Genomic DNA, 26,978 nt, shown 5'->3' with positions numbered 1-26,978 from the left:
GGGCAGGCTCGCGGGTCCACCTGCCCGGACACGCCGGGCAGGTGGCAGAGTGGCCGGGTGCGCGTGAGCATTCTGGGGCCGCTACGGGTCGTGGCCGCCGGCGAGGTCGTCGAGATCGGGGGGACGCGGCTTCGCGTGCTGCTGGTCAGGCTCGCCCTCGGTGCCGGGCGCGTCGTCACGGTCGAGGAGCTGTCGGACGCGCTCTGGCCCGACGGCAGGCCGGGGGATCCGACGAACGCGGTCCAGTCGCTGGTGTCCCGGCTGCGCCGCGTCCTGCCCGGCGCGTCGGCGCTGCGCTCCGACCACGGGGGGTACCTGCTCGACGTGCCGCCGGACGCCGTCGACGCCCACCGGTTCGAGCGGCTGGCCCGCGAGGGGCGCCGAGCCCTGGGGAACGGGGATCCGGTGACCGCCTCGAACCTGCTGCGCGAGGCACTCGGCCTCTGGCGGGGACCCGCCCTGGGCGAGGTCGCCACGGCCCCGTTCGCCGTGGCGTACGCGGCCGGGCTGGAGGAGGCCAGGCTCGCCGCGACCGAGGACCGGGTGGAGGCGGAGCTGGGCTGCGGCCGGCACTCCCCGCTGGTGACCGAGCTCCAGGAGCTCACGGCCCGCCACCCGCTGCGGGAGCGGCTGCACGGCCTGCGGGTCAGGGCCCTCTACGCCGCCGGGCGCCAGGCGGAGGCACTGGCCGCGTACGAGGAGTTCCGCCGGGGGCTCGCCGAGGAGCTGGGCGCCGATCCGGGGCCCGAGCTGCGGGAGATCCACCTCGCCGTGCTCCGCGCCGACCCGGCCCTGCGCGCCGCCCGCGACGAGGCGCCGCCGGCCCGTACCGGCACGCGCGGCAACCTGAGGGCCGCGTTGACCACCTTCGTCGGCCGGACCGCGGAGATCGGGCTGATCGGCGCGCGGCTGGACGAGGGGCGGCTGGTCACGCTGGTCGGTCCCGGAGGTGTGGGCAAGACGCGGATCGCGACGACCGTCGCCGCCGGGATCTCCGGCCGGATGCCCGGCGGAGCCTGGCTGGTGGAGCTCGCGCCCGTGACCGACCCCGCCGACGTGGCGCAGGCCGTGCTCGGGGCGCTCGGCTTCCCGGCCCCGGCCGACGCGCGGGCCGGGACGTCCGACACGATGGCCCGCCTGGCGGAGCTGCTGTCGTCCACCGAGACGCTGGTGGTGCTCGACAACTGCGAGCACCTGGTCGACGCCGCCGCGCGCCTGGCCGACGACCTCCTGGGGCGCTGCCCGGGGCTGCGGATCCTCGCCACCAGCAGGGAGCCGCTCGGGATCGCCGGGGAGGCACTGTGCCCGGTGCCCCCGCTCGGCCTGCCCGAGCCCGGCGCCACGGCGGAGGAGGCCCTGACCGGCTCCGCGGTGCGGCTCTTCGCCGACCGGGTGTCCGCCGTGCGTCCGGGGTTCGCCGTCACCGACGGCAACGTGGACCTGGTGACGGAGATCTGCCGGCGGCTGGACGGGCTGCCGCTCGCGATCGAGCTGGCCGCCGCCCGGCTGCGCTCCCTCACCGTCGAGCAGCTCGCCGCGCGGCTGGACGACCGTTTCCGCCTGCTCACCGGAGGGAGCAGGGTCGCGCTGCCCCGGCACAGGACGCTGCGCGCGGTCGTCACCTGGAGCTGGGACCTGCTCGACGACGAGGAGCGCCGGTTCGCGGAGCGGCTCGCGGTGTTCCCCGCGGGCGTCACACCCGAGGCCGCCGAACGGGTGTGCGCTCCCCCGGAGCCGCCCGCCGGGCCGGGGCCCACGACCTCGAAGCCGGCCGCCGCCCCGAAACCCGGCACCGCTCCGGAGCCCGGCACCGCCTTCAGGTCCGGCACCGCTCCCGAATACGGCACCGTCCCGAATCCCGGCACCACCTCCGACACCGGCACCACTCCCGGACCCCGACCCGGTCCCGAGAGGGCGCGTGCGTGGCAGGAACCGGTCCTGGACCGGCTCGCGGCCCTGCTGGACAAGTCCCTGCTGCAGTTCGCCGAGGGTCCCCGTTACCGCATGCTGGAGACGATCAGGGAGTACGCGCTGGAGCGCCTGACCGAGGCCGGGGAGGTCACCCGGCTCAGGAGGGCCCACGCCGCCTACTTCCTCGAGCTCGCCGAGACGGCGGAACCGCATCTCAGGGGCCCCGACCAGCTGCTCTGGATCGACAGGCTCGTGGCGGAGCGGGACAACGTCCTCGCCGCGCTCCACTTCGCCGCCGACTCGGGGGACGCCGACACCGCGATGCGGCTCGCCGCCGCCATGAGCATCTTCTGGACGATCATCGGCAACGGCGCGGAGTCCGTCGGGTGGCTGCGCCTCGCGCTCGACGTCCCCGGCGAGTCACCGCAGGTCGCGCGGGGGATCGTGTCGGCCATGTACCTGCTCAACCTGGCCACCACCGGCGGCTACGCCAAGCTGGAGGACGGCATCGAGCAACTGGAGGAGATCTCCCGCGCGACCGCCGGTCACGCCGAGCACCCGCTGCTCGTGCTCCTCGAACCCGCCCTGGCGCTCTTCACCGACGACACCGAGGCGGGCCTGGCGGCGATCGAGCGGCGCCTGTCGCACCCCGACCCGTGGACGCGGGCGATGCTGCGGTCGATCCGCGCCTCCATCCGGGAGAACGACGGCGACATGGCAGGCATGCACGAGGATCTCGCCGTCGCCGTCGCCGCGTTCCGGGAGATCGGCGACCGGTGGGGGCTGGCGACCGCGCTGAGCCCGCTGGCCGAGGCGAACATGGCCTTCGGGGATTTCGACGGTGCCGTGGCTGCGCTGGAGGAGTCGATCCGGCTCCTGCGTGAGCTGAATCCCCACGACGACACCGGCCACCAGCGGGTCTGGCTCGCCATGGCGCGCATGAGCCAGGGCGACACGGAGCGGGCGCGGGCCGAGCTGTGGGAGATGACCAAACCGGGATCCTACGACTGGTCCGAGCGCAATGTCGCGTTCGCCCGGCTCGGTCTGGGCGACATGGCACGTCACGAGGGTGATCTGGGGGAGGCGGCGCTGCAGTACGACGCCGCCCGGACCGCCCTTGACAGGATGCCGTTCGTCGCGCCGCAGTTCCGTGCCCTCTTCCTCTCCGCGATGGCGTACCTGGCGATCGAGCTGGACGATCCCGCGACCGCCGGGCAGCGGATACGGCAGGCGTTCGCCAAGGCGCTCGAGGCGAAGGACATGCCGGTCGTGGCCAGGGTCGGGGTCACCGCCGCCACCCTGCGAGCCCGGCTCGGCGACGCGGCGGGGGCCGCGGAGTCCCTCGGCGCCGCCGAGGTCCTGCGGGGAGCCCCGGACCACCACCTCGACGCCACCCGGCTCGTCCTGCGGTTGCGCGAGGAGCTGGGCGACGCCGGGTACGAGGCCCGCCACGGCCACGGCCGCGGGCTGGACCGCGAGGCCGCCCTCGACCGCGTACGCATATAGGTCCGCGCGCACCGGCCGTCAGAGCGGGCCGCGAAGCGCGGCCCCCGCCCCGGGCGGCGGCGGATCCCGGCCGCCGGGCCCGGACCGGGCCGTCGAACGCGGCGGCGGGCCGGGACGCGAACGCGGCCCCGGCCGACGTGGCGGCGGAGCCGGGCCCCCGAGCCAGGGGCGCGGGCCGTCAGGCGCGGCGGCGGTAGGCGCGGACGGCCAGGGGCGCGAGCACCACGAGGATGCCGGCCGACCACAGCAGCGTCTTGAGGACCGGCCCCGCCACCGGCCCGCCCAGCATCAAGCCGCGGGCCGCGTCCATCATGCCCGCGACGGGGTTGACCCGCACCCACGCCTGTAGCCAGCCGGGCAGCGTCTCCAGCGGCGTGACCATGCTGGTTCCGAAGGTCAGCGGGAACAGCACGAGGAACGAGACGCCCTGCACCGCCCCCGGGCTCCGCATGAGCATGCCGGCCAGCACGAACCCCCAGCTCGCGCAGAAGGCGAACACGATCGTGAGCAGGCACGCGGCCAGCGCCGACAGCGGGTCGGTCTGGATGCGGAAGCCCAGCAGGTAGCCGAACCCGAGCAGGACGACGATCGCCAGCACGTACCGGATGAGGTCGCCGAGCACCGAGCCGACCAGCGGGGCGGAGCGGCCGATCGGCAGACTGCGGAACCGGTCGAAGACGCCCTTCTCGATGTCGGTGTTGAGGTTGACGCCGGTGGCCATCCCGGCGAACATCACCGTCTGCACCAGGATCGCCGGTAGCAGGAACTGCAGGTAGTCATGGGTGGAACCGGCCACCGCACCGCCGAGCAGATAGACGTACACCAGCACGAAGACGACCGGCTGGAGTGTCACGTCGAGGAGTTGCTCGGGGGTGCGGATCGTCTTGACCACGCTCCGCCTGGCCAGGGCGAGGCTGTGCCGCACCAGGGCGAAGGGCCGCTCGGCGGTGCGCGCGGGGATCAGGGCGGGGCTGTCGGTGAGGGTCACGCCGCGCTCTCCTCGGTGGTGTGGCGTCCGGTCAGGGTGAAGAAGACCTCGTCGAGGCTGGGCAGGCGCAGGGAGAGCTCGGTCACGCCGATGCCCTCGCGGTCCAGCCGCCGCACCACCTCGGTGAAGGCCGTGTCGCCGTCGACCGGCACGGTCAGCACGCCGCGGGCGGGTGACTCCGGGACGCGCCCGGCGACCGCACCGACGATGGCGGCGGCGTCGGCTAGCCTGGCCGGGTCCACGGGCCTCACCATGATCGTCTGCCCGCCCACGACGCGCTTCAGCTCGGCCGGGGTGCCGTGCGCGATGACCCGCCCGTGGTCGACGACCGAGATCTCGTCGGCGAGCGCGTCGGCCTCCTCCAGGTACTGCGTGGTGAGCAGCACGGTGACGCCGCCCGCGACGAGGGAGCGGACGATGCTCCACACGTCGTCGCGCTTGGCCGGGTCGAGCCCGGTCGTCGGCTCGTCGAGGTAGATGACGTCGGGACGCCCGACGAGGCTGGCGGCCAGGTCGAGGCGGCGGCGCATCCCTCCCGAGTACGTCTTGGCCGGGCGTCCCGCGGCCTCCGCGAGGCCGAACTCCTCCAGCAGCCGCGCCGCGCGGGCCCCGGCCTCGGCCCTGCGCAGGTCGAGCAGCTGTCCGATCAGGACGAGGTTCTCGGTGCCGGTGAGGTCCTCGTCGACCGAGGCGTACTGGCCGGTGAGCCCGATCAACCGGCGGACCTTGGCGGCGTCCCGTACGACGTCGAGCCCGCCGACGCGGGCGCTGCCCTCGTCCGGGCGCAGCAGCGTGGCCAGGACCCGCACGGCGGTCGTCTTTCCCGCGCCGTTGGGCCCGAGGACCCCGAGCACGGTGCCCGGCCGGGCGGCCAGGTCGATCCCGGCGAGCGCCGTGGTCCTGCCGAAACGTTTGACGAGCCCCTCGGCCTCGAAGGCGTGAAGCACTGGTTCCTCCTCGATGGCGGTAACCCGTGCACCCTCCCCCGGGCCGCTGTCAGACGGCGCACATATCGCTGTCACCCGCGACGTGGCGGTCCCGCACCGCCGGTCGCGGGCCGTTCGGCGCGTCCACCGCTACAAAATCCCACAAATAATCACAAAGAGACATGAACCCATACGAATACATATGGAACCGTACGAATTTGTTAATTCGCCTATCACGCCAGGCGGACACCGCGTTTCCCTCTCGTCAACCTCCCGTTATGCCGGTTCCCCGATGATCTGAAAAAGACATTCCCCCACATATCTCACATACGACGAGGTGCCCATGCGTTCACCTGCTCGCCTCTGCCTGGCGGCGCTGGCGCTCTGCCTGGCCGGATCGGCGCTCACGCCCACCGCGCTGGCCGACGGGATCCCCACGGTCAAGCCCCGGGTCGAGACCCCCGCCCTGTTCGACGACGCCGCCGGGGGCAACGCCAACGGCGACGACCCCGCGATCTGGGTGCATCCCACCCGGTCGGGCAAGAGCCTGGTGATGGCCACCGCCAAGGAGGGCGGCCTGTACGCCTACGACCTGGACGGCAGGCGGCTCCAGCACGTGCCCGCCCCCGCCGCCCCCGGCGAGGACGACGAGCCCGGCCGGTTCAACAACGTCGACCTGGTGTACGGCCTGCGCCTGTCCGGCGTCGAGACCGATCTGGCCGTCGTCTCCGACCGGGGCCGGGACCAGATCCGCTTCTACGCCGTCGACAGGGACCAGGCGGGACGCGGCCGGGCACCGCTCACCGACGTGACCGACCCCGCCGTGCCGTTCGTGTTCAGCACCGGCCAGGAGCAGGTCAACGACGCGCGGACCGCGTACGGCCTGGCCACCTGGCAGGACAGGACCGGCACCTACGTCCTGGTCAGCCAGCGGCACAGGACGCGCGTCGCGCTGCTGAAACTGACCGCCACCGCGCACGGGAAGGTCGGCTACCGGCTCGTCCGCACCCTGGACCTGCCCGGCTCGTTCCGGCTGCCGAACCGTACGACCTGGACGCCGTGCCTGGAGCCCGGCGAGCTGCCCCAGGTCGAGGGCATGGTCGTCGACGGGGAGCGGGACGTGCTGTACGCCGCCCAGGAGGACGTGGGCATCTGGCGGATGCGGGCCGACCTCACCGGCACGCCGACGCTGGTCGACAAGGTTCGCGAGTACGGCAGGCCGGGCGTCTACGATCCCGAGACCGAGGAGTGCGCGCCGGGCGCCGACCCCGGTTACGGCGGCAGGCACCTGTCGGCCGACGCCGAGGGGCTGACGATCTACCACGGTGGCGGCGGCGACGGGTACCTGCTCGCCTCCGGCCAGGGCGACAACACCTTCACCGTCTACGACCGGAGGCGCAACGACTACGTCGGCCGGTTCAGGATCGGCGCGGGCGACGGGCTGGACGGCGTCGAGCACAGCGACGGCTCGATGGTGGTCAACGTCCCGCTGGGCCGGTTCGACAGGGGCCTGCTCGTGGCACACGACGGCGAGAACACCCCCGGGGCGGTCGACGAGGACGGCGAGGCCAGGGAGAACACGAACTTCAAGTTCGTCGGGTGGGACGACGTCGCCCGCAGGCTCGACCTCGACGTGGACACCGACGGCTGGAACCCGCGGGACTGACGCCCCCTTCGCCCCCTTGACCCCGGCGGGCCGTACGCGAGGAGCGGCCCGCCGCCGATCCGCCTGGCCACCGACCCGCCGATCCAGCGGGCCACCGGAGCCGGTCGCGCCTTCGTGACCCGCGGGGCCGGACGGCCGCGGGGTCCCGCCCTCATCCGGGCAGGGGGCGGTCGCGGAGCTCGGATTTGCGGATCTTGCCCGACCCCGTCTTCGGCAGCGCGTCGACGATCTCGAAACGGACGGGGATCTTGTACTTCGCGAGCCGGGGACGGAGGAACTCCACCAGTTCGCCGGGGGTGACGGCGGCGCCCGGACGGAGCACGGCGAAGGCGCGGCCCACCTCGCCCCACTTCCGGTCCGGCATCCCCACCACGGCGGCCTCCGCCACCGCCGGATGCGCGAAGAGCACGTTCTCGACCTCCGCCGGGTAGACGTTCTCCCCGCCGGAGATGTACATGTCCTTGACCCGGTCGACGATGGTCAGGTGGCCCTCCTCGTCCACGATCGCGATGTCGCCGGAGCGGAACCAGCCGTCCTCGCTCAGCGCGGCGGCCGTCGCCTCCGGGTCACGCCAGTAGCCGGGGGTGACGTTCGGCCCCTGGACGAGGACCTCGCCGGGCTCCCCGGCCGGTGCCGGAGTGAGATCGGGGCGGACCACGCGCACGTCGGAGAAGAAGACCGGGACCCCGGCCGAGCCCACCTTGCGCACGCTCTCGCCCGCGTCGAGGAAGGTCGCGCCGGGCGCGGTCTCGGTCAGCCCGTAGCCCTGGCAGAAGACCAGGCCCCTCTCCTGGTAGGCGCGGATCAGCGTCATGGGGACGGCGGCGCCTCCGGACATGAGGGTGCGCAGCGACGAGAGGTCGGCGGTCGCCCAGCGCGGCGACCGGACGAGGTCGGCGAACATCGCGGTGACGCCGAACATCCACGTCACACGGTGCCTCTCGACGAGGTCGTAACAGAGCTCGGCGTCCCAGGACGGCATGATCACCGAGGTGCCGCCCTTGAGGAAGGTCGGCAGCATCGTCTGGTTCAGGGCCGCGACGTGGAAGAGCGGCGCGCCGATAAGCGTCACCTCGGTGCTCGTCACGTCCACGCCGATCATCATGTTGAAGCAGTTCCACACCAGGTTGGCGTGGCTGAGCATCGCGCCCTTGGGACGGCCGGTCGTGCCGGAGGTGTAGAGGATCAGGGCGACGTCGTCGAGCGCCACCGGGACGTCGACGGGATCGAAATCGCCCCCCGCCACCCAGTTCTCGAAGTCGTGCTCCCCGGGGGCGGGCGACCGCAGGGCCACGACCGTGTCCGGGCCGGGCAGGTGGCGTACCGTCTCCGCGCAGCCGGGGTCGTAGACGAGGAGCGACGCGCCCGAGTGCCGGAGCATGTAGGCGATCTCGGGAGCGGCGAGCCGGAAGTTCAGCGGGACGAAGACGCCACCCAGCATGTGGGTGGCGAACATCGTCTCGGCGAAGGCGACGTGGTTGGGGCCGAGGTAGGCGACCCGGGCCCCCGCCCGGATCCCCTCCTCGCGCATCCGCGACGCCAGGCGGGTCGCCCGCTCGTGGACGTCGGCGTAGCTGACCGACCGGTCCGCGAGGACGAACGCGGTGCGGCCCGGGCTCATCAGGGCCCGGCGGGCGGGCCAGCCTCCGAGCCCGGCGTTACGCATCGGTGGGGGCGGGGACCGCCGGGGCGTCCGAGGTGAGGTCGTCGGCGCTGGTCTCGCGCAGGGCCAGTACGCAGACCACGGTCAGCAGGCAGCAGGCGGCGATGATCACCGAGATCGTCGTCGTGCCGCCGCCGCCGGAGGAGGCGTCCAGCTGGGCGAAGAGCAACGGGCCCAGGCCGGCGCCGAGTCCGGCGATCTGGTAGCCGAGCGAGGCGCCGGTGTAGCGGTTTCTCGTGGGGAAGAGCTCGGCGTACAGCGCCGCGAGCGGGCCGAACATCAGCGGGTGGATGACCGCCTGGCCCAGCACCAGGGCGATGACGAGCACGGCGACGCTGCCGGTGTTCACCATCGGGAACAGGGCGAAGCCGAACCCGGCCATGAGCAGCGCTCCCGCCAGCACGACCGGACGGCGTCCGACCCGGTCCGAGAGCGCCGCCCAGGCGACGATGCCCACCACGGCCAGCGCGGAGGAGAGCGTGAGGCCGTTCAGCACGGCCTGCCGGGTGAAACCGGTCCGGACGCCGTAGGCGATGAGATAGGTGGTCAGCGTGCCCTGGGCCACGAACGCGGACAACCCGACGCCCACCCCGAGAAGCAGTGTCCTCGGATGGTGGCGGAACACCTCCAGCAACGGCATCCGGGCGGCGCGGCCGCCGTCCGCCTCGAACACGGGGGTCTCCTCGACCCGCAGCCGGACGAACAGGCCGACCGCCAGGAGCAGGACGCTGAGCAGGAACGGCACCCGCCAGCCCCAGCTCAGGAACGCCTCCTCGCCCACGACGGCCGCGGTGCCGCTGAGCACCCCGGTGGAGAGCACCATGCCGAACGGGGCTCCGGCGTTGGTGAAGCCCGCCCACAGGCCGCGGCGGCTGGTCGCGTGCTCGGCGGACATCAGCACGGCGCCTCCCCATTCGCCTCCGATGGCGACGCCCTGCAGCACGCGGAGGACGACGAGGGCGACGGGGGCGAGGGCGCCGATCTGCTCGTAGGTGGGGAGCACGCCGATGAGGAAGCTGGCGAGACCCATCAGGGTCATGGTCAGGACCAGCATGCGCTTGCGGCCGAGCTTGTCGCCGAAGTGGCCGAAGATCACTCCGCCGAGCGGCCTGGCGAGGTAGCCCGTGGCGAAGGTGCCGAAGCTGGCGACCGTGGCCGTGAGCGGGTCGAGCGAGGAGAAGAAGATCTTGCTGAAGACCACCGCCGAGGCCGTGGCGTACAGCAGGAAGTCGTAGTACTCGATGACGCTGCCCAGGAAGCTGGAGGCCACCGCGCGACGGAGCTGAACCTGGTTGGGGGGGTGGGCCGACGGGTTCGTCATGACCGAGCTCCTCAGTCCGAGAGCGAACTGCTGCGCTTGCTTGCCCGGAGGTTAGGCACATTCGTGACGGACGTCAATACTTTGCCCGATATTAGGAGGTGAGCCCGAGCAGGCGGGCGGCGTTGTCCTTGAGGATCTTCGGGCGGACCTCGGGTTTGATGTCGAGGGCGTCGAAGTCGGCGAGCCACCGGTCCGGCGTGATCATCGGGTAGTCGGACCCGAAGAGCACCTTGTCCTTCAGCAGCGTGTTGGCGTACCGGACGAGCAGCGGGGGGAAGTACTTCGGCGACCATCCGGACAGGTCGATGTAGACGTACGGCTTGTGCGTGGCGACCGCCAGAGCCTCGTCCTGCCAGGGGAAGGACGGGTGGGCGAGGATGATGCGCAGTTCGGGGAAGTCCACGGCGACGTCGTCGACCAGCATCGGGTTGGAGTACTTCAGCCGGATCCCGCCCCCGCCGGGCAGGCCGGCGCCGATGCCGGTCTGGCCGGTGTGGAACAGCGCGGGCACGCCCATCTCCTCGATCGCCTCGTAGAGGGGGTAGGCCGCCCGGTCGTCGGGCGCCATGCCCTGGACGCTCGGATGGAACTTGAAGCCGCGCACGCCATGCTCGGCCACGAGCCTGCGCGCCTCACGGACACCGGCCCTGCCCTTCCACGGGTCGACGCTGGCGAAAGGGATCAGCACGTCGGCGTGGGCGGCGCAGCTCGCCGCGACCTCCTCGTTGGAGATGCGCGGATGGCCGGTGGCGTGCTCGGCGTCGACGGTGAACACCACCGCCGCCATCCCGCGCTCGCGGTAGTAGGCGGCCATCTCGGGGACGGTGGGCCGGGAGTGCCCCTTGAAGTACTTCGCCGAGGCGCCGGCCAGCTCGTCACCGAGCGAGGCGTGCCCGTCGGCGGAGACCTCCGCGTGCGTGTGCACGTCTATGGCGACCAGTTCGTCGACGTTCATGAGCTCTCCTCGGGCATATATCTGACTTCCGTCAATTATGTGCCTGACATCCGGTCCGTCTACGCTTTCGGTGTGACCATCGGCGGCGAAGACGAACCGGCGGCGCCGGCAGTACTGGCAGTGCCGGTCGTGCGCCCGCAGTCCCTGATATTCAGCTTCCTCGGCATCTACGCGCTGGACCGCGGCACCGCCATCTCCTCGGGCAGCGTCATCGAGGTGTTCGCCCGCCTCGGCGTCTCCGAGGAGGCCGTCCGGTCCACGCTCGCCCGCATGGTGAAGCGCGACCTCGTGACCCGGCTCCGGGTGGGACGCAAGGCGTACATCGAGCTCACCCCGTACGCCGAGGCGGTGCTCCGGGACGGGCGCCGGCGGATCTGGGAGACCGGAGCGGTGAACCGCGACTGGGACGGCACCTGGACGGTCGTCGGGTTCTCCCTGCCGGACAGCCGGCGCAGCACCCGCCACGACCTGCGCTCCCGGCTTGTCTGGGCCGGGTTCGGCCCGTTGCAGAGCGGGCTGTGGATCGCTCCGGGCACGAAGGAGGTCACCGACGTGTTCGACGCGCTGGACGTGGACGACCACGTCACGGTGCTGACCGCCAGGGCGTTCAGACCCACCGAGGCCGCCGACCTGGTCGCGAAGGCCTTCGACATCGAGCAGATCGCCCGGCGCTATCGGGCGTTCCTCGCCAGGTGGGACGTCACCCGGCCACTTCCCGACGCGCCGGACGATCTCGTACGGCAACTGTTGCTGCACACCGACTGGCTGCAGCTCGTCCGGCAGGATCCCCACCTGCCGGCCGAGCACCTCCCCGCGGACTGGCCCGCGATCCGGGCCGAGCAGGTCTTTCACGCACGCGCGATGGAGTACGAACGGCCCGCCCTGAAAGTGGCCGGCGACCTCCTCGACGGAATCACCCCATGACGCAGGAGGTCCCGTTCAGCGCGAACGCGGCCGGGGTCGAGTTCGTGCCGCTGTAGGTGCCCTGGAACCCGAAAGAGGTCCGGGCCTGCGGGGCGATGGTGCCGTTGTAGGAGAGGTTGCGCGCGCTGACCTGGGAGCCCGACTGGGTCACCGTGGCGTTCCAGGCGCTGGTGACCCGCTGGTTCCCCGGCCAGCTCCAGGTCACGGTCCAGCCGTTGACGGGGGTCGCGCCGGTGTTCGTCACGGTGACGTCGGCGGTGAAGCCGTTGTTCCATGTGCTGGGAAGGTAGGTGACCCTGCACCCGGTGCCCGGGTCGGGAGTCGGGGTGGGGGTCGGAGTCGGTGAAGGAGTCGGGGTCGGTGAAGGAGTCGGCGACGGGCTCGGCCCGCCGGTGAGCCCGAAGAACTGGATCGCGGCGGCGGCCATCCCGCTCATCGGCAGGCTGTGCCCGGCCCCCTGGATGCTGTACGCCTCGACCCGCACCGTGCCGGAGGCGTCGGCGTAGCGGCGGCGGTTCCAGTTCGGCTGCGGCGTGTCCGTGGCGGTGGGCGTCTGGCTCAGGCCGAACACGTTGGTCCACTGGTCGATCGCCTGCTGGTGGGTGGCGTAGTACACGAGGTTGTCCGTGGTGCCGTGCCAGAGCTGGACACGCGGCCGGGGCCCGTTGTACCCGGGGTAGGCGGCACGGACCAGGTCCCCCCACTGCTGGGGCGTCTTGCTGATCCGCCCGGAGGCGCAGTTGCTCGCGCCGGGCGAGGGAATGTAGTCGGCCTCGTTCGCGAAGCAGCCGTACGGCACCCCCATGAACGCCGCCCCGGCCTTGAAGACGTCGGGATAGTTGCCGAGCATGATGTTGGTCTCCATGCCGCCGGCGGAGCTTCCGGTGACGTAGATACGGTTGGCGTCACCGTTGTAGCGCTGCCGCGTGTGGGTGATCATCGACATCAGCGAGACCGGGTCGCTGCCCCCGTCGCGTACGTGCGACGCGGCGGACCAGGAGTCGAAGCAGTTGCCCTTCTTGGACGCCGACGGGTAGATGACGATGAAACCATGCTGGTCGGCGAGGGTCCGGAACTCCGAACCCGAGTAGAAGCCCGGACCGGAGCCGCCGCAGCCGTGCATGGCGAGCACGATCGCGGGGCTGGCCTGTACGTTGTCCGGCACGTAGAGGTGCATCCGCAGGTTGCCGGGGTTGGCGCCGAAGCCGGTCACCTCGGTCAGGGTGGCCGCGGCGGCGGGCTGTCCGCCCACCAGGGTCGTGGCGGCGTACAGCACCGCCGCACCGGCGGCCGCGAGCACAGCGGTCAATCGTCTCATCGGCTCTCCTCTACTTGATGTTCGCTTGACGCACGAGACCGGGACGCCGACTCGTCCTGACATCAGCCGGTATAGAGACGACGCGGACGGGCGGTCAAGCCGCACCCGTTTAGGATCTTGACCCCTCATCTACGGAAAACCGCTGCTTGCGCTGGTTATCAAGCGATTTGTTATCAAGTAGCTTGATATTGGGGCCACGAAACTTACATCGCCGGTTATGGTCGTCCGGTGACCTCGCGCCGCATCCCCGCAGCCGACCAGCCGGTCAAACCGGCACCCCGCCTGAGCTACCTGGTCTACCGGCTGGAACGTCGCATCCGCGCCCGGCTCGACGAGACGCTCGTCCGGTACGGCATCACGACGACCGAGTACATGGCGCTCAGCGAGCTGCGCATGCGCGCCGGACTCTCCTCGGCCGAGCTGGCCCGCATCGCCTTCGTCACGCCACAGGCGATGAACCTGGTCGTCCGCGAGCTGGAGCAACGCGGCCTGATCAAGCGTGAGGCGCATCCGGACGGCGGCCGGGTGCTGTGCGCCCGTCTCACCCGTGAGGGGCAGGCGGCGCTACGGCAGTGCGACCGTTCGCTCGACGGCATCGAGGAGGACATGCTCGGCGAGGTCGACGACGCCACGCGCACCACGCTGGTGGAGGGCCTCACCCTCTGCACGCGAGCCTTGCGCCCACCCGCCTCGGGCCCGTGAGGCGGGCCCTGCCACCGCTTCACCGCTCCGCCGCTCCGCCGCTTCACTGCTCCGCCGCTTTACCGCGCTGTCGCTTCACCGCGCTGCCGCTCCGCCGCGAACGGCGAGGCCATCTCGTCGCATGGGTGCCGTCGCGTGTCAGCGGGCGCCGGCCAGGCTGCCCGCGCGCAGCCCGGCCATCTCCAGCACCAGCTCGAACCACACCTTGTTGGACCCGGCCTCCCTGACCATCCCCCAGCGGTGGGCGAGCGCCTCCAGCAAGGGCAGGCCGCGGCCCCCTGTCGCGTCGGCCGAGGCGCGGCACACACAGGGGGCCTGCGAGGAGCCCTCGTCCTGGACCGAGACCCGCACCCCCGTCGCGGAGTAGGCCACCGTGACGGTGAACGCCCCTCCGTCCCCCGAGCGGGAGTGGATCACCGCGTTGGTGGCGATCTCGCTGGTCAGCAGGACGCAGTCGTCGTGGAGGGGATGGTCTCGCCCCAGGGTCATCGAGACCAGGCGGCGGGCTCTGACCACCTGGTCGGGGGACCCCGCCAGGCGGAGAACCCATTCACTGCCGTCGTACTCCGACGAGTCCATACGCCCCCTCCGATGCTGTTTCACTTCTGGGAAGACGCGGAGCTCGACGGGGAAGATGTCTCGGAAAAGTAGGAATGCGATCACTTACCGGATAGACAGGTGGGGCTTGCCAAAGGCCCCTTCACCTGCGTGTCCGCACCTGGCGTACCGTGCGGTTCCATCCGTCACACGCGGTGCCAGCGAGCCTCGAAGAAACAGTAGGCCGCGAACAGCAGCAGGCCGATCGCGACAACGCCGAGCAGCCACGGACCGACGGGGGTCTCGGCCAGCGAGCGCAGCGTCGAGTCGATGCCCTTGGCCTTGTCGGGGTCGTAGGTGATCGCGGCCTGGATGACGAAGACACCGGCGGCCGCGGCGATCACGCCACGGGCGATGTATCCCGCCATGCCGAACTTCTCGGCGAGGTCTCGCGCCCTCGCGGGCATCTCGCCGGTGCGCAGGTCCTGGAGGAACTTCTTCTTCCAGCCCTGATTGATCCAGTAGGCACCCAGGCCGATCAGGCCCAGGCCCACCAGGCCCACGATGAACTGCCCGAGGGGCAGGTCCATCAGCGTGGCCGTGATGTCCTTCGACTGGCTGTCCATCGAGGCACCGGAGTCGCCGCGCAGCAGCACGCCGAGCAGCGTGGCCACGATCAGCGAGTAGACCGCCACCCGGGCGCCCGACTCCACCCGGTCCTTGGTCTGTCCGCGGCCCATGATGGCCTCCGACAGCTGCCAGACGACCAGGGCGACGAACCCGACGACCATGAGCCAGAGCAGGAACGTGCCGAACGGCTGCTCGGCCACCATCTCGATGGCGCCGGTCTTGTCGGCCTCCTTGCCGCCGCTTCCCCCGCCGAAGGCGATCTGCAGGGCGAGGAAACCGATGACACCGTAGAGGACACCCCGGCAGGCCATGCCGACCCGCGCCAGCCTGTCCAACGTCTGACTGTTGGCCGCTCTGCGAGCGGCACCTTCCGCGTGTGCCTGAGGGCTGTTCATAACCATGCGCTCTTACCTGTGCACGCCCTGGTAAACCTCACCGTTCCGGCATCGCGTCCAGCCGGCGCAGGATCACTCCCTCACGCAGCGCCCAGGGACAGACCTCCAGCTGGGCCACCCCGAACAGGTCCATCGCGGCGTCGGCGACGATCGCCCCGGCCGGCAGCTGAGGCGCCCGCCCCTCGGAGACGCCGGGCAGCTCGGCCCGCTCCCTCGTGCTCATCCTGATCAACCGGTCGGTCCACCCGACCAGGTCCGCGTGCCTGAGCACCCGGCGTACGGACTGCCCCTCGTGCGAGGGTGCCGCCCCGGCGATCCTGGCGAGCTGCCTGAACGTCTTGGACGTCGCCACCGCGTGGTCGGCCTGGCCGTACCGGGACACGTTTCCCACCGTGCGGGCGATCTCGGTCCGTACGTGCCTGCGCAGCGCCCGTACCTCGTCGGCGGGCGGCGGGTCGGCGGTGAAGAAGTCTCGGGTGAGCCGGCCGGCCCCCAGCGGGATCGACACCGCCGCGTCGGGCTGCTCGTCGATGCCCGAGGCGATCTCCAGCGACCCTCCCCCTATGTCCAGCACCAGCAGCCGCCCGGACGACCACCCGAACCAGCGGCGCACGGCCAGGAACGTCAGCCTCGCCTCGTCCTGGCCCGACAGCACCTCGATGTCGACCTGCGTGTCGGCCTTGATCCCGGCGAGGACCTCCTCGCCGTTCACCGACTCCCTCACCGCGGACGTCGCGAAGGCCATGAGGTCCTCGACACCCTTGTCCTCGGCGAGCCGCAGCGCCTCCTCGACGAACTCCCGCAGCCGCGCGGCGCCCCGCGCGGAAAGGCGGTTGCCGTCCTCCATGTGCTCGGAAAGCCTCAGGTCCACCTTGTGGGAGTACGCCGGCAGCGGCCGGGCACCCCGGTGCGCGTCCATCACCAGCAGATGGACCGTGTTGGAACCGATGTCGAGAACGCCCAGTCGCATGGGATGAAGTTACTACTCCCGCGAGGCCCGTCAGGCAGCGGTGCGCGTGTGGACGCTCACCGCGTATCCGCCGCCGTCGTAGGGAGCGCCGTCCCAGGTGGCCAGGCGTCGCAGCGGGGTGAGCCCGGACGCCCGGCACCAGTCGTCGTAGTCCGCCAGGGTGACCGTCGCCGAGGCGAGCGGGAGGTGCGCGGTGTCCAGCCCGAACCCGCTCACCAGCAGCCCGCCGGGCCGCAGCAGCGCCGCGAGCCCCGCGACGGCCCGCGCCTCGGTCCCGGGGGCGAGCAGCGGGATGACGTTGCCCGCGGCGACGACCATGTCGAAGGATCCCCCCTTCCGTACGGCGTGATCCTCCCCGTCACCGAGGTCGCTGAGGTCGGCCAGGATCCAGGGCAGCCGCGGCGCGGCCCGCCGGGCGACGTCGAGCATGGACGCGTCGAGATCGACGCCCACGCAGTCGTACCCCAGCTCGGCCAGCCGGATCGCCACCCGCCCGGTGCCGCATCCGGCGTCCAGCACCCGCGCGCCCGGCGGCAGCAGCTCCGCGCACAGGCGCGCCTCGCCGTGCGTGTCCGCCCCGGACTCGGCCAGCCGGGCGAACCTCTCGGCGTACCGCTCCCCGGCGTCGTCCCCCGCGATGTCCGCCCAGCGGCTCCTCGGTTCTCTCACCGCACCAGGCTCTCACCTCCGGCGGGAGCCGCCCGCGGCGACCCGGGCGCGAGGACGTCCGGCACGGCTCGCGCCCCGGCGGACGGCAGGGCGACCGGGTCGCCGGGGACCGGAGGGGTAGCGTGATCCACACCGCCCCTCACGGGCGGCCACCTGCGGGAAGAACGGCGAGAGACCGGGGAGAGCCATCGTGACCCAGATGCGAGCGATCAGCCAGGACACCTTCGGCGGCCCCGAGGTGCTGCGTCCGGTCCGGGTGGAGCGCCCGGAGCCGCTGCCCACCGAGGTGCTGGTACGGGTCGTCTCGGCGGGGGTGAACCCGGTGGACCTCAAGACCAGGGCGGGCAAGGGCATGGCCGGGGTCCTGGGGGACCCGCCCTTCGTCCTGGGCTGGGACGTCTCCGGTGTCGTCGAGGAGACCGGCTTCGGGGTGAGCACCCTGGAGGCGGGGGACGAGGTGTACGGCATGCCGTGGTTCCCGCGCCAGGCCGGCGCCTACGCCGAGTTCGTGACCGCGCCGTCGCGTCAGTTCACCCGCAAGCCGCGCTCCCTGGGGCACGACGAGGCCGGCGCCATGCCGCTGGCCTCGCTGACCGCGTGGCAGGTCCTGGTGGACACCGCGAAGGTCGCCCCGGGACAGCGCGTCCTCGTCCACGCCGCCGCGGGCGGCGTCGGGCACCTCGCCGTCCAGATCGCCAAGCACCTCGGCGCGTACGTGATCGGCACCGCCCGCGCCGGCAAGCACGACTGGCTGCGCGGGCTGGGGGCCGACGAGCTCGTCGACTACACGGCCGTCCGCTTCGAGGACGTGGTGCGCGACGTGGACGTGGTCGTCGACCTGGTCGGGGACGAGCACGACGCGACGAGCACGCGCTCCCTCGACGTCCTCCGCCCCGGCGGGCTGCTCGTCCCGGTGCCCTCGGGCGCCTCCCCCGACCTGCTTCGCGCCGCCGAGGCGCGGGGGCTTCGCGCCCGCGCGTTCCTGGTGGAGCCGGACGGAGCCGCCCTGGCCCAGATCGCCGAGTTGATCGACGGCGGGCTGATCGCCCCCGAGGTCGAGGAGGTGTTCCCGCTCGACGAGGCCGCCGCGGCCCACGAGCGGCTCGGCGGCGGACGCGCCAAGGGCAAGATCGTCCTGCGGGTCGCCCCCTGACGCCCCCCGTCGCGCGCCACTCCGTCCGCCACGACGCGGACGGGCGGCGGGTGGATGACGGGCGGGGTGGCGCGCCCCCTTGGGCGCGTGCCGGTGACGACTCCGGACGGGTCCGAATCCCGGGCGGGCCGCGCCGATTCCCCCGACACCACCGTGCGGCCCCTGTCCAGGGGATTGTCCGGATCCGGCCACGATAAGTAATAGATCTTGTCAGTATGGGCGATTATTGCGAATACTTGCAATTTGTTCTTATTCGCAAGGAAGGTCAATAATGAAGCGTGTCATTGTCCACAAGCCTGGCACCATCGCACTCAGCGGCACGGCCAGTCCTAAGCACGTCGGCTGAGACGGAAACGCAGAACCGGCGTCCAGGGATGGGCGCCGGCTCCCGGCGAAGCCATATCATCAAATATCAGCTAATCGAGTTAAAGGAGTCCGGTGAGCCGGGGACCATACCCGCAGGGCAACCCGTCTCTTCCCGCACCGCCGCTGCCCGCGGTGGACGCGGACCGGCGCCTGCGCGGGCCGTACACCGCCGGGGGCGCGATCGTCGCCGCGCTGCTGCCCGCCGCCCGGCCCGAGCTCGTCGCCCGCTACGACATCGAACTGCGCGCCGTGGCGCCCGACCTGCGTGATCTGATCCCCGCCCGGCGCCGGTCGGTGGCCGCGAGCCTGCCCGGCGCGGAACGGATCCTGGTGCACGCGCCGCGCCGCACGCTGCGCCTGGCCAACGGCCTGGCCGAGTTCGTCCGTGAGCACCTGTCGGAAACCGGCCCCCGCACGCTCGTCGTCGAGAACGTCGACCTGGCCGACCCCACGGACCTGGAGCTCCTGACGGTGCTGCGGCGCCGTGTCCCCGGGGAGCTGCTGACCGTGGTGACCCGCGAGCGGACCGCCCCCGAGGAGCCGCCCGGCACGGAAGCGCACGACGCCCTCGCCGACGAGCTGGAGCGGGAGGGGACCGTCGGCGCGCGGCTCGGCGCGATCCCGTACCACCGCGAGCGCGGCGGCGACCCGGTGAGGGCGGTGGAGGCGTTCCTGTTCGCGGTGCAGTGGTGCCTGGACGAGGGCTACCACGACGCCGTGGTGGATCTCGGCCGGCGTGCCCTGCGTCTCACCGATCCCGAGGACGATCCCGCGACCTGGTGGCGGATCCTGCACAGCACCGCGACCGCGCTCGCCGCGCTGGGCCGCGAGGACGAGTCGGAGGCGCTGTTCGACCTGGCCAGGCGGGAGAGCCTCTCCCCCACGGTCCACGCCTCGGCCGCCTACGCCACCGGGATGCTGAAGGTGCGCCACCACGACCGGGCCCGGCGCGACCCCGAGGCCGCGCTGGCACTGGTGAACCAGGCGATCGCCATCTCCTCGCTGCTGCCCGACCCGCGTGAGCGGGCGTTCAAGATGGGGTTCGACCTCAACGGCCGGGCGCTGGTGGAGGTGCGGCGCGGCCGTCCCGCCAAGGCCCTGGAGCTGGTCGAGGAGGCCGTCGCCCTGGCCGATCGCGACCTGCGGCCCGGCGAGCACCCCATACACCGGCTGGTGCTGCTGGCCAACAGGGCGCAGCTCGCCGTGATGCTGGGCCGCCCCGAGGAGGCGCTGGAGGACCTGGACGCGGTGATCGCGGCCGACCCCGGCTATCCCGACTACTACATCGACCGGGGCAACCTGCTGCACCGGCTGGGCCGGATGGACGCGGCGGTCGCCGACTACGAGACGGCGATGCGGGTCGGCCCGCCCTTCCCCGAGCCCTACTACAACCGGGCCGAGATCCGCTTCTCCGCGGGTGACCACCGGGGCGCGCTCGCCGACCTGGACCACGCGCTGGAGCTGGACCCGGAGTTCGTGGACGGCCTGGCCAACCGGGCGGGCCTGCTGGCCGCGCTCGGCGAGTACGCCGCCGCCAGGGCGGACGCGGAGAGCGGGCTCGCGATCGATCCCGCCAACCCGTACCTGCTGTGCGCGCTGGGCCAGGTGGAGACCGCGGAGGGCCGTTACGACAGGGCGCGCACCGCCTTCGACCGTGCCCTGGAGCTCGCGCCCTCGCTCTCGGCGGCCTGGGCGAACCGGGGGCTCCTGTCGTTCGAGACCGGCGACCCCGAGGGCGCCGTCGCGGACTTCACCCGGGCCCTCGACGCCGGGGACGACCCCGCCCTGCTGTTCAACCGGGCGATGGCGCTGCGCGCCGCCGGACGCGACGAGGAGGCGGCCGCCGATCTCACCCGCGCGCTGGAGCTCGCCCCGGACGACGAGGACATCAGGCGCGAGCTGAAGTCCTGACCTCACCCGACCCCCGGCCGGGGCCGGGACGAGGGCGCCGGAAAACATTCCGGATTCGGGCGGAAGCACCGCCTTATCGGCCGGGAAAGTCACGGCCGGTAAGGCGGTGACACCATCCGGGATAATCCCGTTATCCGAATATCCGTTATACACACGGTGATGTACGCGGCGTCTGATATTTCCCCTCCCGTATCCCCGATACCGGCGGGTGGATAGGAGCGATTTCCCGATGCGCGGTCACCGTGCGCCACGCCACCGGACGCCCCGTACGCGAATGCCGCGCCCGCGCGGGGCGGACGGAGATGGAAGGAGACAGGCGGAAGCGAACGGAGGCGGAGACGGACTGAGACGTGTGACGGGTGACGGTGCCGACGGATGATGGGCGGCAGGCAGGTGACGGCGACGGGCGGCGACGGGCGGGACCGTCAGCCGAACGAGCCGCCGAGATAGCGTTCGGCCAGTTCGCAGGTGCCCTCGGTGTAGCCCGCGCCGAGTTCCGCGGCGATGTCCGCGCCGCCGTGGGTGCCGATCCAGGCGACCAGCAGCAGGCGGCGGAACAGGACGAACGTCCAGATCTCGGCCTCGTCCTCGGCCGGGAGGTCCAGGACGGTCCGGTAGCCCCGCACCCACGCGTCGAGCAGCTCGGGCACCTCGGGGCGGTGCTCGACGAAGCTGACCGCCGCGGCCAGGTCGTAGAGGTACCAGCCGAAGCCGCAGTCGTCGAAGTCGATGACGCCGGGCGGGTTCTCACCCTCCACGAGCAGGTTGGCGGCGCGCAGGTCGGCGTGGATCAGGCCGTAGCGTTCCGGGCCGCGGCCGAAGCGGTGGAGCCGCTCGCGCACCTCCTTGTCCAGCCGTCCCAGCACGGTCCGCGCCTCGGCCCCCACCCCCAGGCCGTCCTGCCAGCGGCCCCACCGCGACTCGGCGCCGAGAGCGGCCTCGTGGTCCCAGTGGAAGCGGGTGAATCCCTCGGGCCGGGACCATCCGCGCGCGTGCCGGTGCATCCGCGCCGTGAGGGCACCGAGCCGTTCGAAGCCGGGCACCGGGTCGTCCTGGGACGGCTCGGCACCGGGCAGGAACTCGAACATCACGCAGTCGCGCGGCTCGGGGCCGGGAACGGTCAGCACCCGGGCGCCGCCGGGAGCCGGGATCACCCGGGGGGTGCGGATCCCGGCCTGCTCGCGGAGCGCCTCCAGCCAGGCCAGCTCGGACAGGATCGCCGGGGTGGAGTGGTAGCCGAGCCGGTGCACCCGCAGGATGGACCGCGTCCCCGTGGCCGGGTCGTCCACCCGGTAGGTGGCGTTCTCGGACACGTTGACCAGGGTGACCTCGGCGCCGGTCAGGCCGTGGATCCGGGTCGCCTCACGGGCCACCGCGTGCACGCGGGCCAGCACGTCGCCTCCGGCGGACAGGTCGTGGGCCCGCATCGGTTCCTCCAGGTCAGTCGCGCGAGGCGCCAGATCATATCCGAGATTCCTCCCCGGGCCCCGGCGCCGCCCGCCCGGCCCCGCGGCCGAGGCCCTCCATGGCGGGGCCCTCCACGGCCTGGTCCTCCACGGCGTGGTCCTCGGAGGGCGCCGGTGCCGGGAAGGTGACGCGGATCTTGGACTGCCGGTGCGGGAGCCGCTCCCAGTCGTCCATGAGGGTCGCCCGGAGCCCGCACGCGGTGGCCAGGTCGATCAGGGTCTCGGCGCGGTAGTAGAAGTCCTCGCGCAGGACGTGGTGCTCCCTGCCCTCGGTGCGGTCGAAGGTGAAGTCGAACCAGCCCCCCGGCCGCACGATCCGGCCGACGCTGCGCAGGCACTCCTCGATCACGTGGAGCGGGGAGTGGGAGAAGACGCTGTGGGCGTGGACGACGTCGAACGCCCGGTCGGGCAGGGCGGTGAAGCGCAGGTCGCCGACCGGCAGGAGGTGCGGGAACCGGTCGCGCAGGCCGTAGGTGACGAGGGTCTCCTGGGCGGCGATCAGGATGTCCGGGGAGATGTCGACGCCGTAGTAGTTCCCGGGGTCGAGGTAGGCGATGAACAGGCGCCCGGCCCGCAGGTTGCCGCAGCCGATCTCCAGCAGGCGGTGCTCGGGCCTCAGGCCGTGCCGCACGAGATAGTCGAACTGCATCTTCCCCAGGGCCACCCAGCGCCGGTACGACCTGCTGCCCACCGCCCCGCGGGGGTTGCGCGCGGTCTCCGACCTCATGACGGCCCGGTAGTAGGAGATGTGGTCGCGGTTGCCCAGGCGCAGCCACGTGTTCCTGGTCAGCCGTCTCAGGTGCCTGGGGATCCGCCCCGGATGGCCGAGGGCGTACCTGAGCTGGTGGACGACGCTCGCGCGGTTGTGACTGTGCATGCCTCTCCCCCCGTCGGGACGACACCTCGACGATCCCCCGGTGACGAGATCGTAGCCCTGAGCAAGGCAAATATCACTCTTGGTGAACATCGTCGGAATGTCGCCCCGGGGTGCCACTTCCCTCTCGGGACGACCCTCCCGGCGCGTTCCGGTCCTCCGAAGGGCTCGCGCGGGCGTCCCATCGTTATGACATCTCGCACCACCCGAACGGCGGCGCACGCCCACCCGGCCGCCCATGCCGAAGACCGCCGAAACGGTTTCGAAACGGTGAGGAGATCGGTGAACCTGGAACTCGCGCTGCGCATGTGTGAGGCCGCGGTGCGGCAGGCCGCGCGGGAGGGCGCGCTCATCTCGGTCGCCGTGGTCGACGCGGGCGGGCACCTGGTCGCGTTCCAGCGGATGGACGGCGCGCGGATCACCGGCCCCGTCCTCGCCCCCGGCAAGGCCTACACCGCGGTGGCCCACCGCATGCCCACCGCCGACCTCGCGCCGCTGGTCCTGCCCGGAGGCGAGCTGTACGGCCTGGCCGGTGACCGGTACGTGTGCTTCGGCGGCGGCGTCCCGCTCGGGGAGCCCGGTGACGGGCGCATGGGAAGCGAGGTGGCGGGGGCGGTCGGCGTCAGCGGCGGCACCGTTTCCCAGGACGTCGCCTGCGCCGAGGCCGCCGCGGCCCTCTGGGAAGGGGCATAGCCGGATATATCGGTAAAAAGCGGGTCGATGGAAATCGTCCTTCCGATGAAACAGGGGCGCGACGTGTTACCTCCGATGGGCAAGGGGCAGTGAGGGCTTGCCCCAGACGATGATCGTCTGGGGGTGACCCTTTGGAGGATTCCCGTGGACGTTCTCGTGCTGCTCGCCCTGGTCTGTTTCCTGGCCGCCGCGATCTGGTCCGCCATCAGCCGGTCCTGGCCGATCACGCTGCTCGCCGCCGGGGCCTTCCTGCTCACGCTGTCGGAGACCTCGCTGATCAACGGCTAGAAGATCCCCGTCCCCCGGCGCGCCGAGATCAGGTACCGGCTCCGGGAAGGCTCCGGTCGATCTCGGCGCGGGTGGGCATCGAGGTGCTGGCACCCGCGCGCTGGACGGACAGGCCCGCGGCCGCGGTGGCGAACCGGACGGCCAGGTCGGCGGGCTGCCGCTCGACGCGGGCCGCGGCGAGGGCGCCCACGAAGGTGTCGCCCGCGGCGGTGGTGTCCACCACCGGCACCGCGGGGGCCTCGACGCGCACGGCGGACCCGTCGCCCGAGGCGGTGAGCGCTCCGCGCGACCCCAGGGTGATGATCACCCAGCCGACCGTTCCCCTCAGCTCCTCCAGGGCGCGCTCGTGGTCGGCCTGGCCGGTGATCGCGGCGGCCTCGTGCTCGTTGGCCACCAGGACGTCCACGGCCTCCAGCAGCTCGGCGGGGAGCGGCTGGACGGGCGCGGGAGTGAGGACCACGGTGGTCCCGGCCGCGCGGGCGGCCCTGGCGGCGGCGGTGACGGCCTCGATGGGGAGCTCCAGCTGGAGCAGGAGCATGTCCGACCGGGAGATGACCTCGATCTCGGCCTCGGAGGGGGCGGTCACGGTCCCGTTCGCGCCGGGGACCACGATGATCGAGTTGCCGCCGTCGCCGTCCACCACGATCTGGGCGATGCCCGAGGGGCCGGGAGCGGTGCGCAGGCGCGTCACGTCGACCCCCGCCTCGGCCAGCGTACGCCGCAGCTCGGCGCCGAAGGCGTCGTCGCCCACCGCCCCGAGGAAGGCCACCTCGGCGCCCGCCCGCGCGGCGGCGATCGCCTGGTTGGCGCCCTTGCCACCGGGGACCGTGCCGAAGGAGCGGCCGGTCACGGTCTCGCCGAGCGCGGGGGCGACGTCGACGTAGGCCACGAGATCCATGTTGGCACTGCCGAAGACCGAGATCACTGTTCCTCCTCGCGGCCGGGAACGCCCAGGTGAGGGCGCGGGCGTGAGAGCGCGGGCACGGAAACGCGGGCGCGAGGGCGCGTGACCGGCACGGAAGCGCGGATGTGAGGGCACGCGAGCGGAAACGCCGGCGCGGAAACACGGGCGCGAGAGCGCGGATACGAGAGCGTGATCACGGGAACGCGGCCTCGAAAGCGATCAGGAACGCAGGTAGGCCAGGACCGCGAGGACCCGGCGGTGCTGGTCGCCGTCCTCGGCGTACAGGCCGAGCTTGGCGAAGATGCTGCGGATGTGCTTCTCCACGGCCCCGTCGCTGACCACCAGCTGGCGGCCGATGGCCGGGTTGGACCTGCCCTCGGCCATCAGGCCGAGCACCTCGCGCTCTCGCGGGGTGAGCTGGGCGAGGGGATCGTCGCGTCGGCGTCGCACCATCAGCTGTGCCACCACCTGCGGGTCGAAGACCGTCCCCCCGGCCGCGACCGTGCGCAGGCCGCCCATGAAGTCGTCCACGTCCACGACGCGGTCCTTGAGCAGGTAACCCACCGCGCCCCTGGCGTCGGCGAGCAGGTCGTCGGCATAGGACACCTCCACGTACTGGGACAGGATCAGCACCGGCGTGCCCGGAACCCTCCGGCGCGCCTCCACCGCCGCCCGCAACCCCTCGTCGGTGAAGCCGGGCGGCATCCGCACGTCCACCACCGAGACGTCGGGACGGTGCTCGGCGACGGCCTCCACCAGCCCGTCGCCGTCCCCCACCGCCGCGACCACCTGGCAGCCGAACTCCTCCAGGAGCCTGATCAGGCCCTCCCTGATGAGCACCGCGTCATCGGCCACAACTACCCGCACGGAACCTCCGCCACTATGACCGTCGGTCCTCCGGTAGGTGAGTCGACCACCAGCTCACCGTCGACCGCCTTCAGGCGATCACCCAGACCCGACAGGCCATGCCCCTTGGCGACATGGGCGCCGCCGACCCCATCATCCCCGATCGTCAGCATGAGGAAGTCACCCGTCCTGCTCAGCGTCACGGTACAGACCGTGGCGTGGCTGTGCTTGGCGACGTTGGTGAGCGACTCGGCGACGACGAAGTAGACGGTGTTCTCCACGGCGGCGGGGAAGCGGCCCTCCACCTGGACGTCCAGCTCGACGGGGATGGTGCAGCGCCCGGCGAGCGCGGCGAGCGCGGGGGCGAGGCCGCGGTCGCTGAGGATCGGCGGGGCGATGCCGCGCGAGAGGGCGCGCAGCTCGTCCAGGGTCTCGCGGGTGGAGGTGATCGCCTGGCCGAGCATCTGCTCGACGCCCGCCGGGTCGCGCCTGAGCTGGCGCTGGGCCCGCGACAGGTCCATGGCCAGGGAGACCAGGCGCTGCTGCGGCCCGTCGTGGATGTCGCGCTCCAGCCGGCGCAGCGCGTTGGCCTCGGCCGACACCGCGGCGGCCCGGCCCTCGGCCAGGTCGTCGATGCGGTCGTGCAGCTCGGCGACCCCGGTCAGCATGGCCCTGCCGAGCCCGGCCTGGACGAGCGCGGCGCCCCGCACGATCACCGGGAGGGTGAGGGCGAAGAGCACGCCGATGGTGGTGTTGATGATCACTTCGACCCACAGGCTGCCGCCCAGGCCGAGGAGCATGCCGAGTCCCCCGTCGTTGCCGGGGATGGCGTAGACGATCCACCCGTAGAGCGGGTAGGTGAGGCCGGCGATCGATCCGACCCACCAGGCCACCGCCAGCACGAAGGTGACGATGGAGATCGGGAAGGCCACGATGCCGTAGAGCAGGTCGAGCCACGACTGGCCGTTGGTGAACGGGTTGATCATCCTGCGGAACCATCCGGCGTTCTCCGGGGCCGGCCGATACCTCGGCCGGGCGACCGGACGGCCGAGCACCTCGGGCAGCCAGCGCCGCTCGACGTCCGCGAAACCCCGGGCGACCAGGAGGGTCGTCGCGAGGATGGGCAGCCCCACGAACGCGACGGCCGAGCCGACCCCCGCGGCGAAACCGGCCACCATCAGGACGAACCAGATGATGGACAGCGGGAAGCCCACGACCAGGTAGCGGGTGTCGGCGCCGATGCGGCTGAGGAGGGTTCTCATGCCGCCCACGCTACGAGGAGCGGCGCCCTCTATCGACCCTGCGTGCCCGCTTACGGGGGTGGGGCCAGCACTACCCGGGTTGGTGGGGGGATCGGGCGAGAAGACTGCTGCGCGCGTCACTGTGCCGCCGGGCT

At 72.2% G+C, this 26,978-nt stretch carries 23 protein-coding genes; 8 read left to right on the top strand and 15 right to left on the bottom strand.

The genetic code is table 11. The features are described 5' to 3' along the window. Positions 1-57: 57 nt before the first annotated feature. Positions 58-3,417, top strand: coding sequence for an AfsR/SARP family transcriptional regulator (locus ACFFRH_RS12540; protein WP_386156338.1), 3,360 nt, complete (start codon positions 58-60; stop codon positions 3,415-3,417). A 178-nt stretch (positions 3,418-3,595) separates the two neighbouring features. On the opposite strand, the gene ACFFRH_RS12535 is transcribed toward ACFFRH_RS12540, so the two are convergent. Together ACFFRH_RS12535 and ACFFRH_RS12530 are read right to left on the bottom strand one after the other, a co-directional pair. Next, entirely contained in the window at positions 3,596-4,405 is an 810-nt protein-coding gene (locus tag ACFFRH_RS12535) for an ABC transporter permease (protein ID WP_344745143.1), read from the bottom strand. Continuing rightward, positions 4,402-5,352: an ATP-binding cassette domain-containing protein gene (locus tag ACFFRH_RS12530; RefSeq protein WP_344745142.1), complete on the bottom strand. Its 951-nt coding sequence runs from the start codon at positions 5,350-5,352 to the stop codon at positions 4,402-4,404. The genes ACFFRH_RS12535 and ACFFRH_RS12530 overlap by 4 nt, the downstream gene beginning before the upstream one ends. A 322-nt stretch (positions 5,353-5,674) precedes the next feature. Between ACFFRH_RS12530 and ACFFRH_RS12525 the strand changes: the two genes are divergently transcribed. Further along, positions 5,675-6,997 carry a phytase gene (locus ACFFRH_RS12525; RefSeq protein ID WP_344745141.1) on the top strand — a complete coding sequence of 441 codons (1,323 nt, stop codon included), beginning with the start codon at positions 5,675-5,677 and terminating at the stop codon, positions 6,995-6,997. A 151-nt stretch (positions 6,998-7,148) separates the two neighbouring features. Here ACFFRH_RS12525 and ACFFRH_RS12520 read toward each other — a convergent pair whose 3' ends face one another. From ACFFRH_RS12520 to ACFFRH_RS12510, 3 genes are all read right to left on the bottom strand, one after another. After that, complete coding sequence (locus ACFFRH_RS12520; RefSeq protein ID WP_386156334.1) at positions 7,149-8,663, bottom strand: acyl-CoA synthetase; 1,515 nt, start codon at positions 8,661-8,663, stop codon at positions 7,149-7,151. Continuing rightward, a complete protein-coding gene (locus ACFFRH_RS12515) occupies positions 8,656-9,981 on the bottom strand; it encodes an MFS transporter (protein WP_386156332.1) in 1,326 nt (441 codons plus the stop codon). Before ACFFRH_RS12515 ends, ACFFRH_RS12520 begins: the two co-directional genes overlap by 8 nt. A gap of 91 nt (positions 9,982-10,072) precedes the next feature. Next, a complete protein-coding gene (locus tag ACFFRH_RS12510; RefSeq protein ID WP_386156330.1) occupies positions 10,073-10,936 on the bottom strand; it encodes an amidohydrolase family protein in 864 nt (287 codons plus the stop codon). Between the two features lie 72 nt (positions 10,937-11,008). Here ACFFRH_RS12510 and ACFFRH_RS12505 point away from each other — a divergent pair, with 72 nt between their 5' ends. Next, a complete protein-coding gene (locus tag ACFFRH_RS12505; RefSeq protein WP_386156328.1) occupies positions 11,009-11,860 on the top strand; it encodes a PaaX family transcriptional regulator in 852 nt (283 codons plus the stop codon). Here ACFFRH_RS12505 and ACFFRH_RS12500 read toward each other — a convergent pair. Continuing rightward, complete coding sequence (locus tag ACFFRH_RS12500) at positions 11,850-13,178, bottom strand: extracellular catalytic domain type 1 short-chain-length polyhydroxyalkanoate depolymerase (protein WP_386156326.1); 1,329 nt, start codon at positions 13,176-13,178, stop codon at positions 11,850-11,852. The two genes, ACFFRH_RS12505 and ACFFRH_RS12500, sit on opposite strands and share 11 nt — an antisense overlap. 228 nt (positions 13,179-13,406) lie before the next feature. Here ACFFRH_RS12500 and ACFFRH_RS12495 point away from each other — a divergent pair, with 228 nt between their 5' ends. Then, a complete protein-coding gene (locus ACFFRH_RS12495) occupies positions 13,407-13,880 on the top strand; it encodes a MarR family winged helix-turn-helix transcriptional regulator (protein ID WP_344745134.1) in 474 nt (157 codons plus the stop codon). Positions 13,881-14,018: 138 nt separating this feature from the next. Here ACFFRH_RS12495 and ACFFRH_RS12490 read toward each other — a convergent pair whose 3' ends face one another. The 4 genes from ACFFRH_RS12490 to ACFFRH_RS12475 form a co-directional block, all read right to left on the bottom strand. Then, complete coding sequence (locus ACFFRH_RS12490; protein ID WP_344745133.1) at positions 14,019-14,459, bottom strand: ATP-binding protein; 441 nt, start codon at positions 14,457-14,459, stop codon at positions 14,019-14,021. 164 nt (positions 14,460-14,623) lie between these two features. Beyond that, a complete protein-coding gene (locus ACFFRH_RS12485) occupies positions 14,624-15,382 on the bottom strand; it encodes a DUF1206 domain-containing protein (RefSeq protein WP_344745132.1) in 759 nt (252 codons plus the stop codon). Between the two features lie 97 nt (positions 15,383-15,479). Beyond that, positions 15,480-16,412 (bottom strand): Ppx/GppA family phosphatase, encoded by a 933-nt coding sequence (locus tag ACFFRH_RS12480; RefSeq protein ID WP_386156323.1) that lies wholly within the window; start codon positions 16,410-16,412, stop codon positions 15,480-15,482. Positions 16,413-16,442: 30 nt separating this feature from the next. Then, positions 16,443-17,081 carry a class I SAM-dependent methyltransferase gene (locus tag ACFFRH_RS12475; protein ID WP_386156321.1) on the bottom strand — a complete coding sequence of 213 codons (639 nt, stop codon included), beginning with the start codon at positions 17,079-17,081 and terminating at the stop codon, positions 16,443-16,445. A gap of 199 nt (positions 17,082-17,280) precedes the next feature. On the opposite strand from ACFFRH_RS12475, the gene ACFFRH_RS12470 reads away from it, so the two are divergent. Both ACFFRH_RS12470 and ACFFRH_RS12465 read left to right on the top strand, forming a co-directional pair. Continuing rightward, positions 17,281-18,234, top strand: a complete 954-nt coding sequence (locus ACFFRH_RS12470) for an NADP-dependent oxidoreductase (RefSeq protein ID WP_386156806.1) — start codon at positions 17,281-17,283, stop codon at positions 18,232-18,234. 438 nt (positions 18,235-18,672) lie between these two features. After that, positions 18,673-20,511: a tetratricopeptide repeat protein gene (locus tag ACFFRH_RS12465; RefSeq protein ID WP_386156319.1), complete on the top strand. Its 1,839-nt coding sequence runs from the start codon at positions 18,673-18,675 to the stop codon at positions 20,509-20,511. A 425-nt stretch (positions 20,512-20,936) separates the two neighbouring features. On the opposite strand, the gene ACFFRH_RS12460 is transcribed toward ACFFRH_RS12465, so the two are convergent. Beyond that, positions 20,937-21,938 carry a phosphotransferase enzyme family protein gene (locus ACFFRH_RS12460; protein WP_386156317.1) on the bottom strand — a complete coding sequence of 334 codons (1,002 nt, stop codon included), beginning with the start codon at positions 21,936-21,938 and terminating at the stop codon, positions 20,937-20,939. Between the two features lie 34 nt (positions 21,939-21,972). Next, positions 21,973-22,854, bottom strand: coding sequence for a class I SAM-dependent DNA methyltransferase (locus ACFFRH_RS12455; protein ID WP_386156315.1), 882 nt, complete (start codon positions 22,852-22,854; stop codon positions 21,973-21,975). A 279-nt stretch (positions 22,855-23,133) separates the two neighbouring features. Between ACFFRH_RS12455 and ACFFRH_RS12450 the strand changes: the two genes are divergently transcribed. Continuing rightward, positions 23,134-23,544: a GlcG/HbpS family heme-binding protein gene (locus tag ACFFRH_RS12450; RefSeq protein ID WP_386156313.1), complete on the top strand. Its 411-nt coding sequence runs from the start codon at positions 23,134-23,136 to the stop codon at positions 23,542-23,544. A 144-nt stretch (positions 23,545-23,688) separates the two neighbouring features. Then, positions 23,689-23,832 carry a hypothetical protein gene (locus tag ACFFRH_RS12445; protein WP_386156311.1) on the top strand — a complete coding sequence of 48 codons (144 nt, stop codon included), beginning with the start codon at positions 23,689-23,691 and terminating at the stop codon, positions 23,830-23,832. A gap of 28 nt (positions 23,833-23,860) precedes the next feature. Here ACFFRH_RS12445 and ACFFRH_RS12440 read toward each other — a convergent pair whose 3' ends face one another. From ACFFRH_RS12440 to ACFFRH_RS12430, 3 genes are all read right to left on the bottom strand, one after another. Further along, positions 23,861-24,757: a ribokinase gene (locus ACFFRH_RS12440; protein WP_386156309.1), complete on the bottom strand. Its 897-nt coding sequence runs from the start codon at positions 24,755-24,757 to the stop codon at positions 23,861-23,863. Between the two features lie 198 nt (positions 24,758-24,955). Then, positions 24,956-25,603 carry a response regulator transcription factor gene (locus ACFFRH_RS12435; protein ID WP_350966815.1) on the bottom strand — a complete coding sequence of 216 codons (648 nt, stop codon included), beginning with the start codon at positions 25,601-25,603 and terminating at the stop codon, positions 24,956-24,958. Further along, positions 25,594-26,844 (bottom strand): sensor histidine kinase, encoded by a 1,251-nt coding sequence (locus tag ACFFRH_RS12430; protein ID WP_386156307.1) that lies wholly within the window; start codon positions 26,842-26,844, stop codon positions 25,594-25,596. The genes ACFFRH_RS12435 and ACFFRH_RS12430 overlap by 10 nt, the downstream gene beginning before the upstream one ends. Between the last annotated feature and the right edge of the window lie 134 nt (positions 26,845-26,978).

It is taken from the genome of Streptosporangium vulgare (assembly GCF_042428775.1).
GTDB classification, from domain to species: domain Bacteria; phylum Actinomycetota; class Actinomycetes; order Streptosporangiales; family Streptosporangiaceae; genus Streptosporangium; species Streptosporangium vulgare.
Note: the sequence above shows the minus strand (reverse complement) of the source record. Positions and strands in the feature narration are given on the sequence as shown.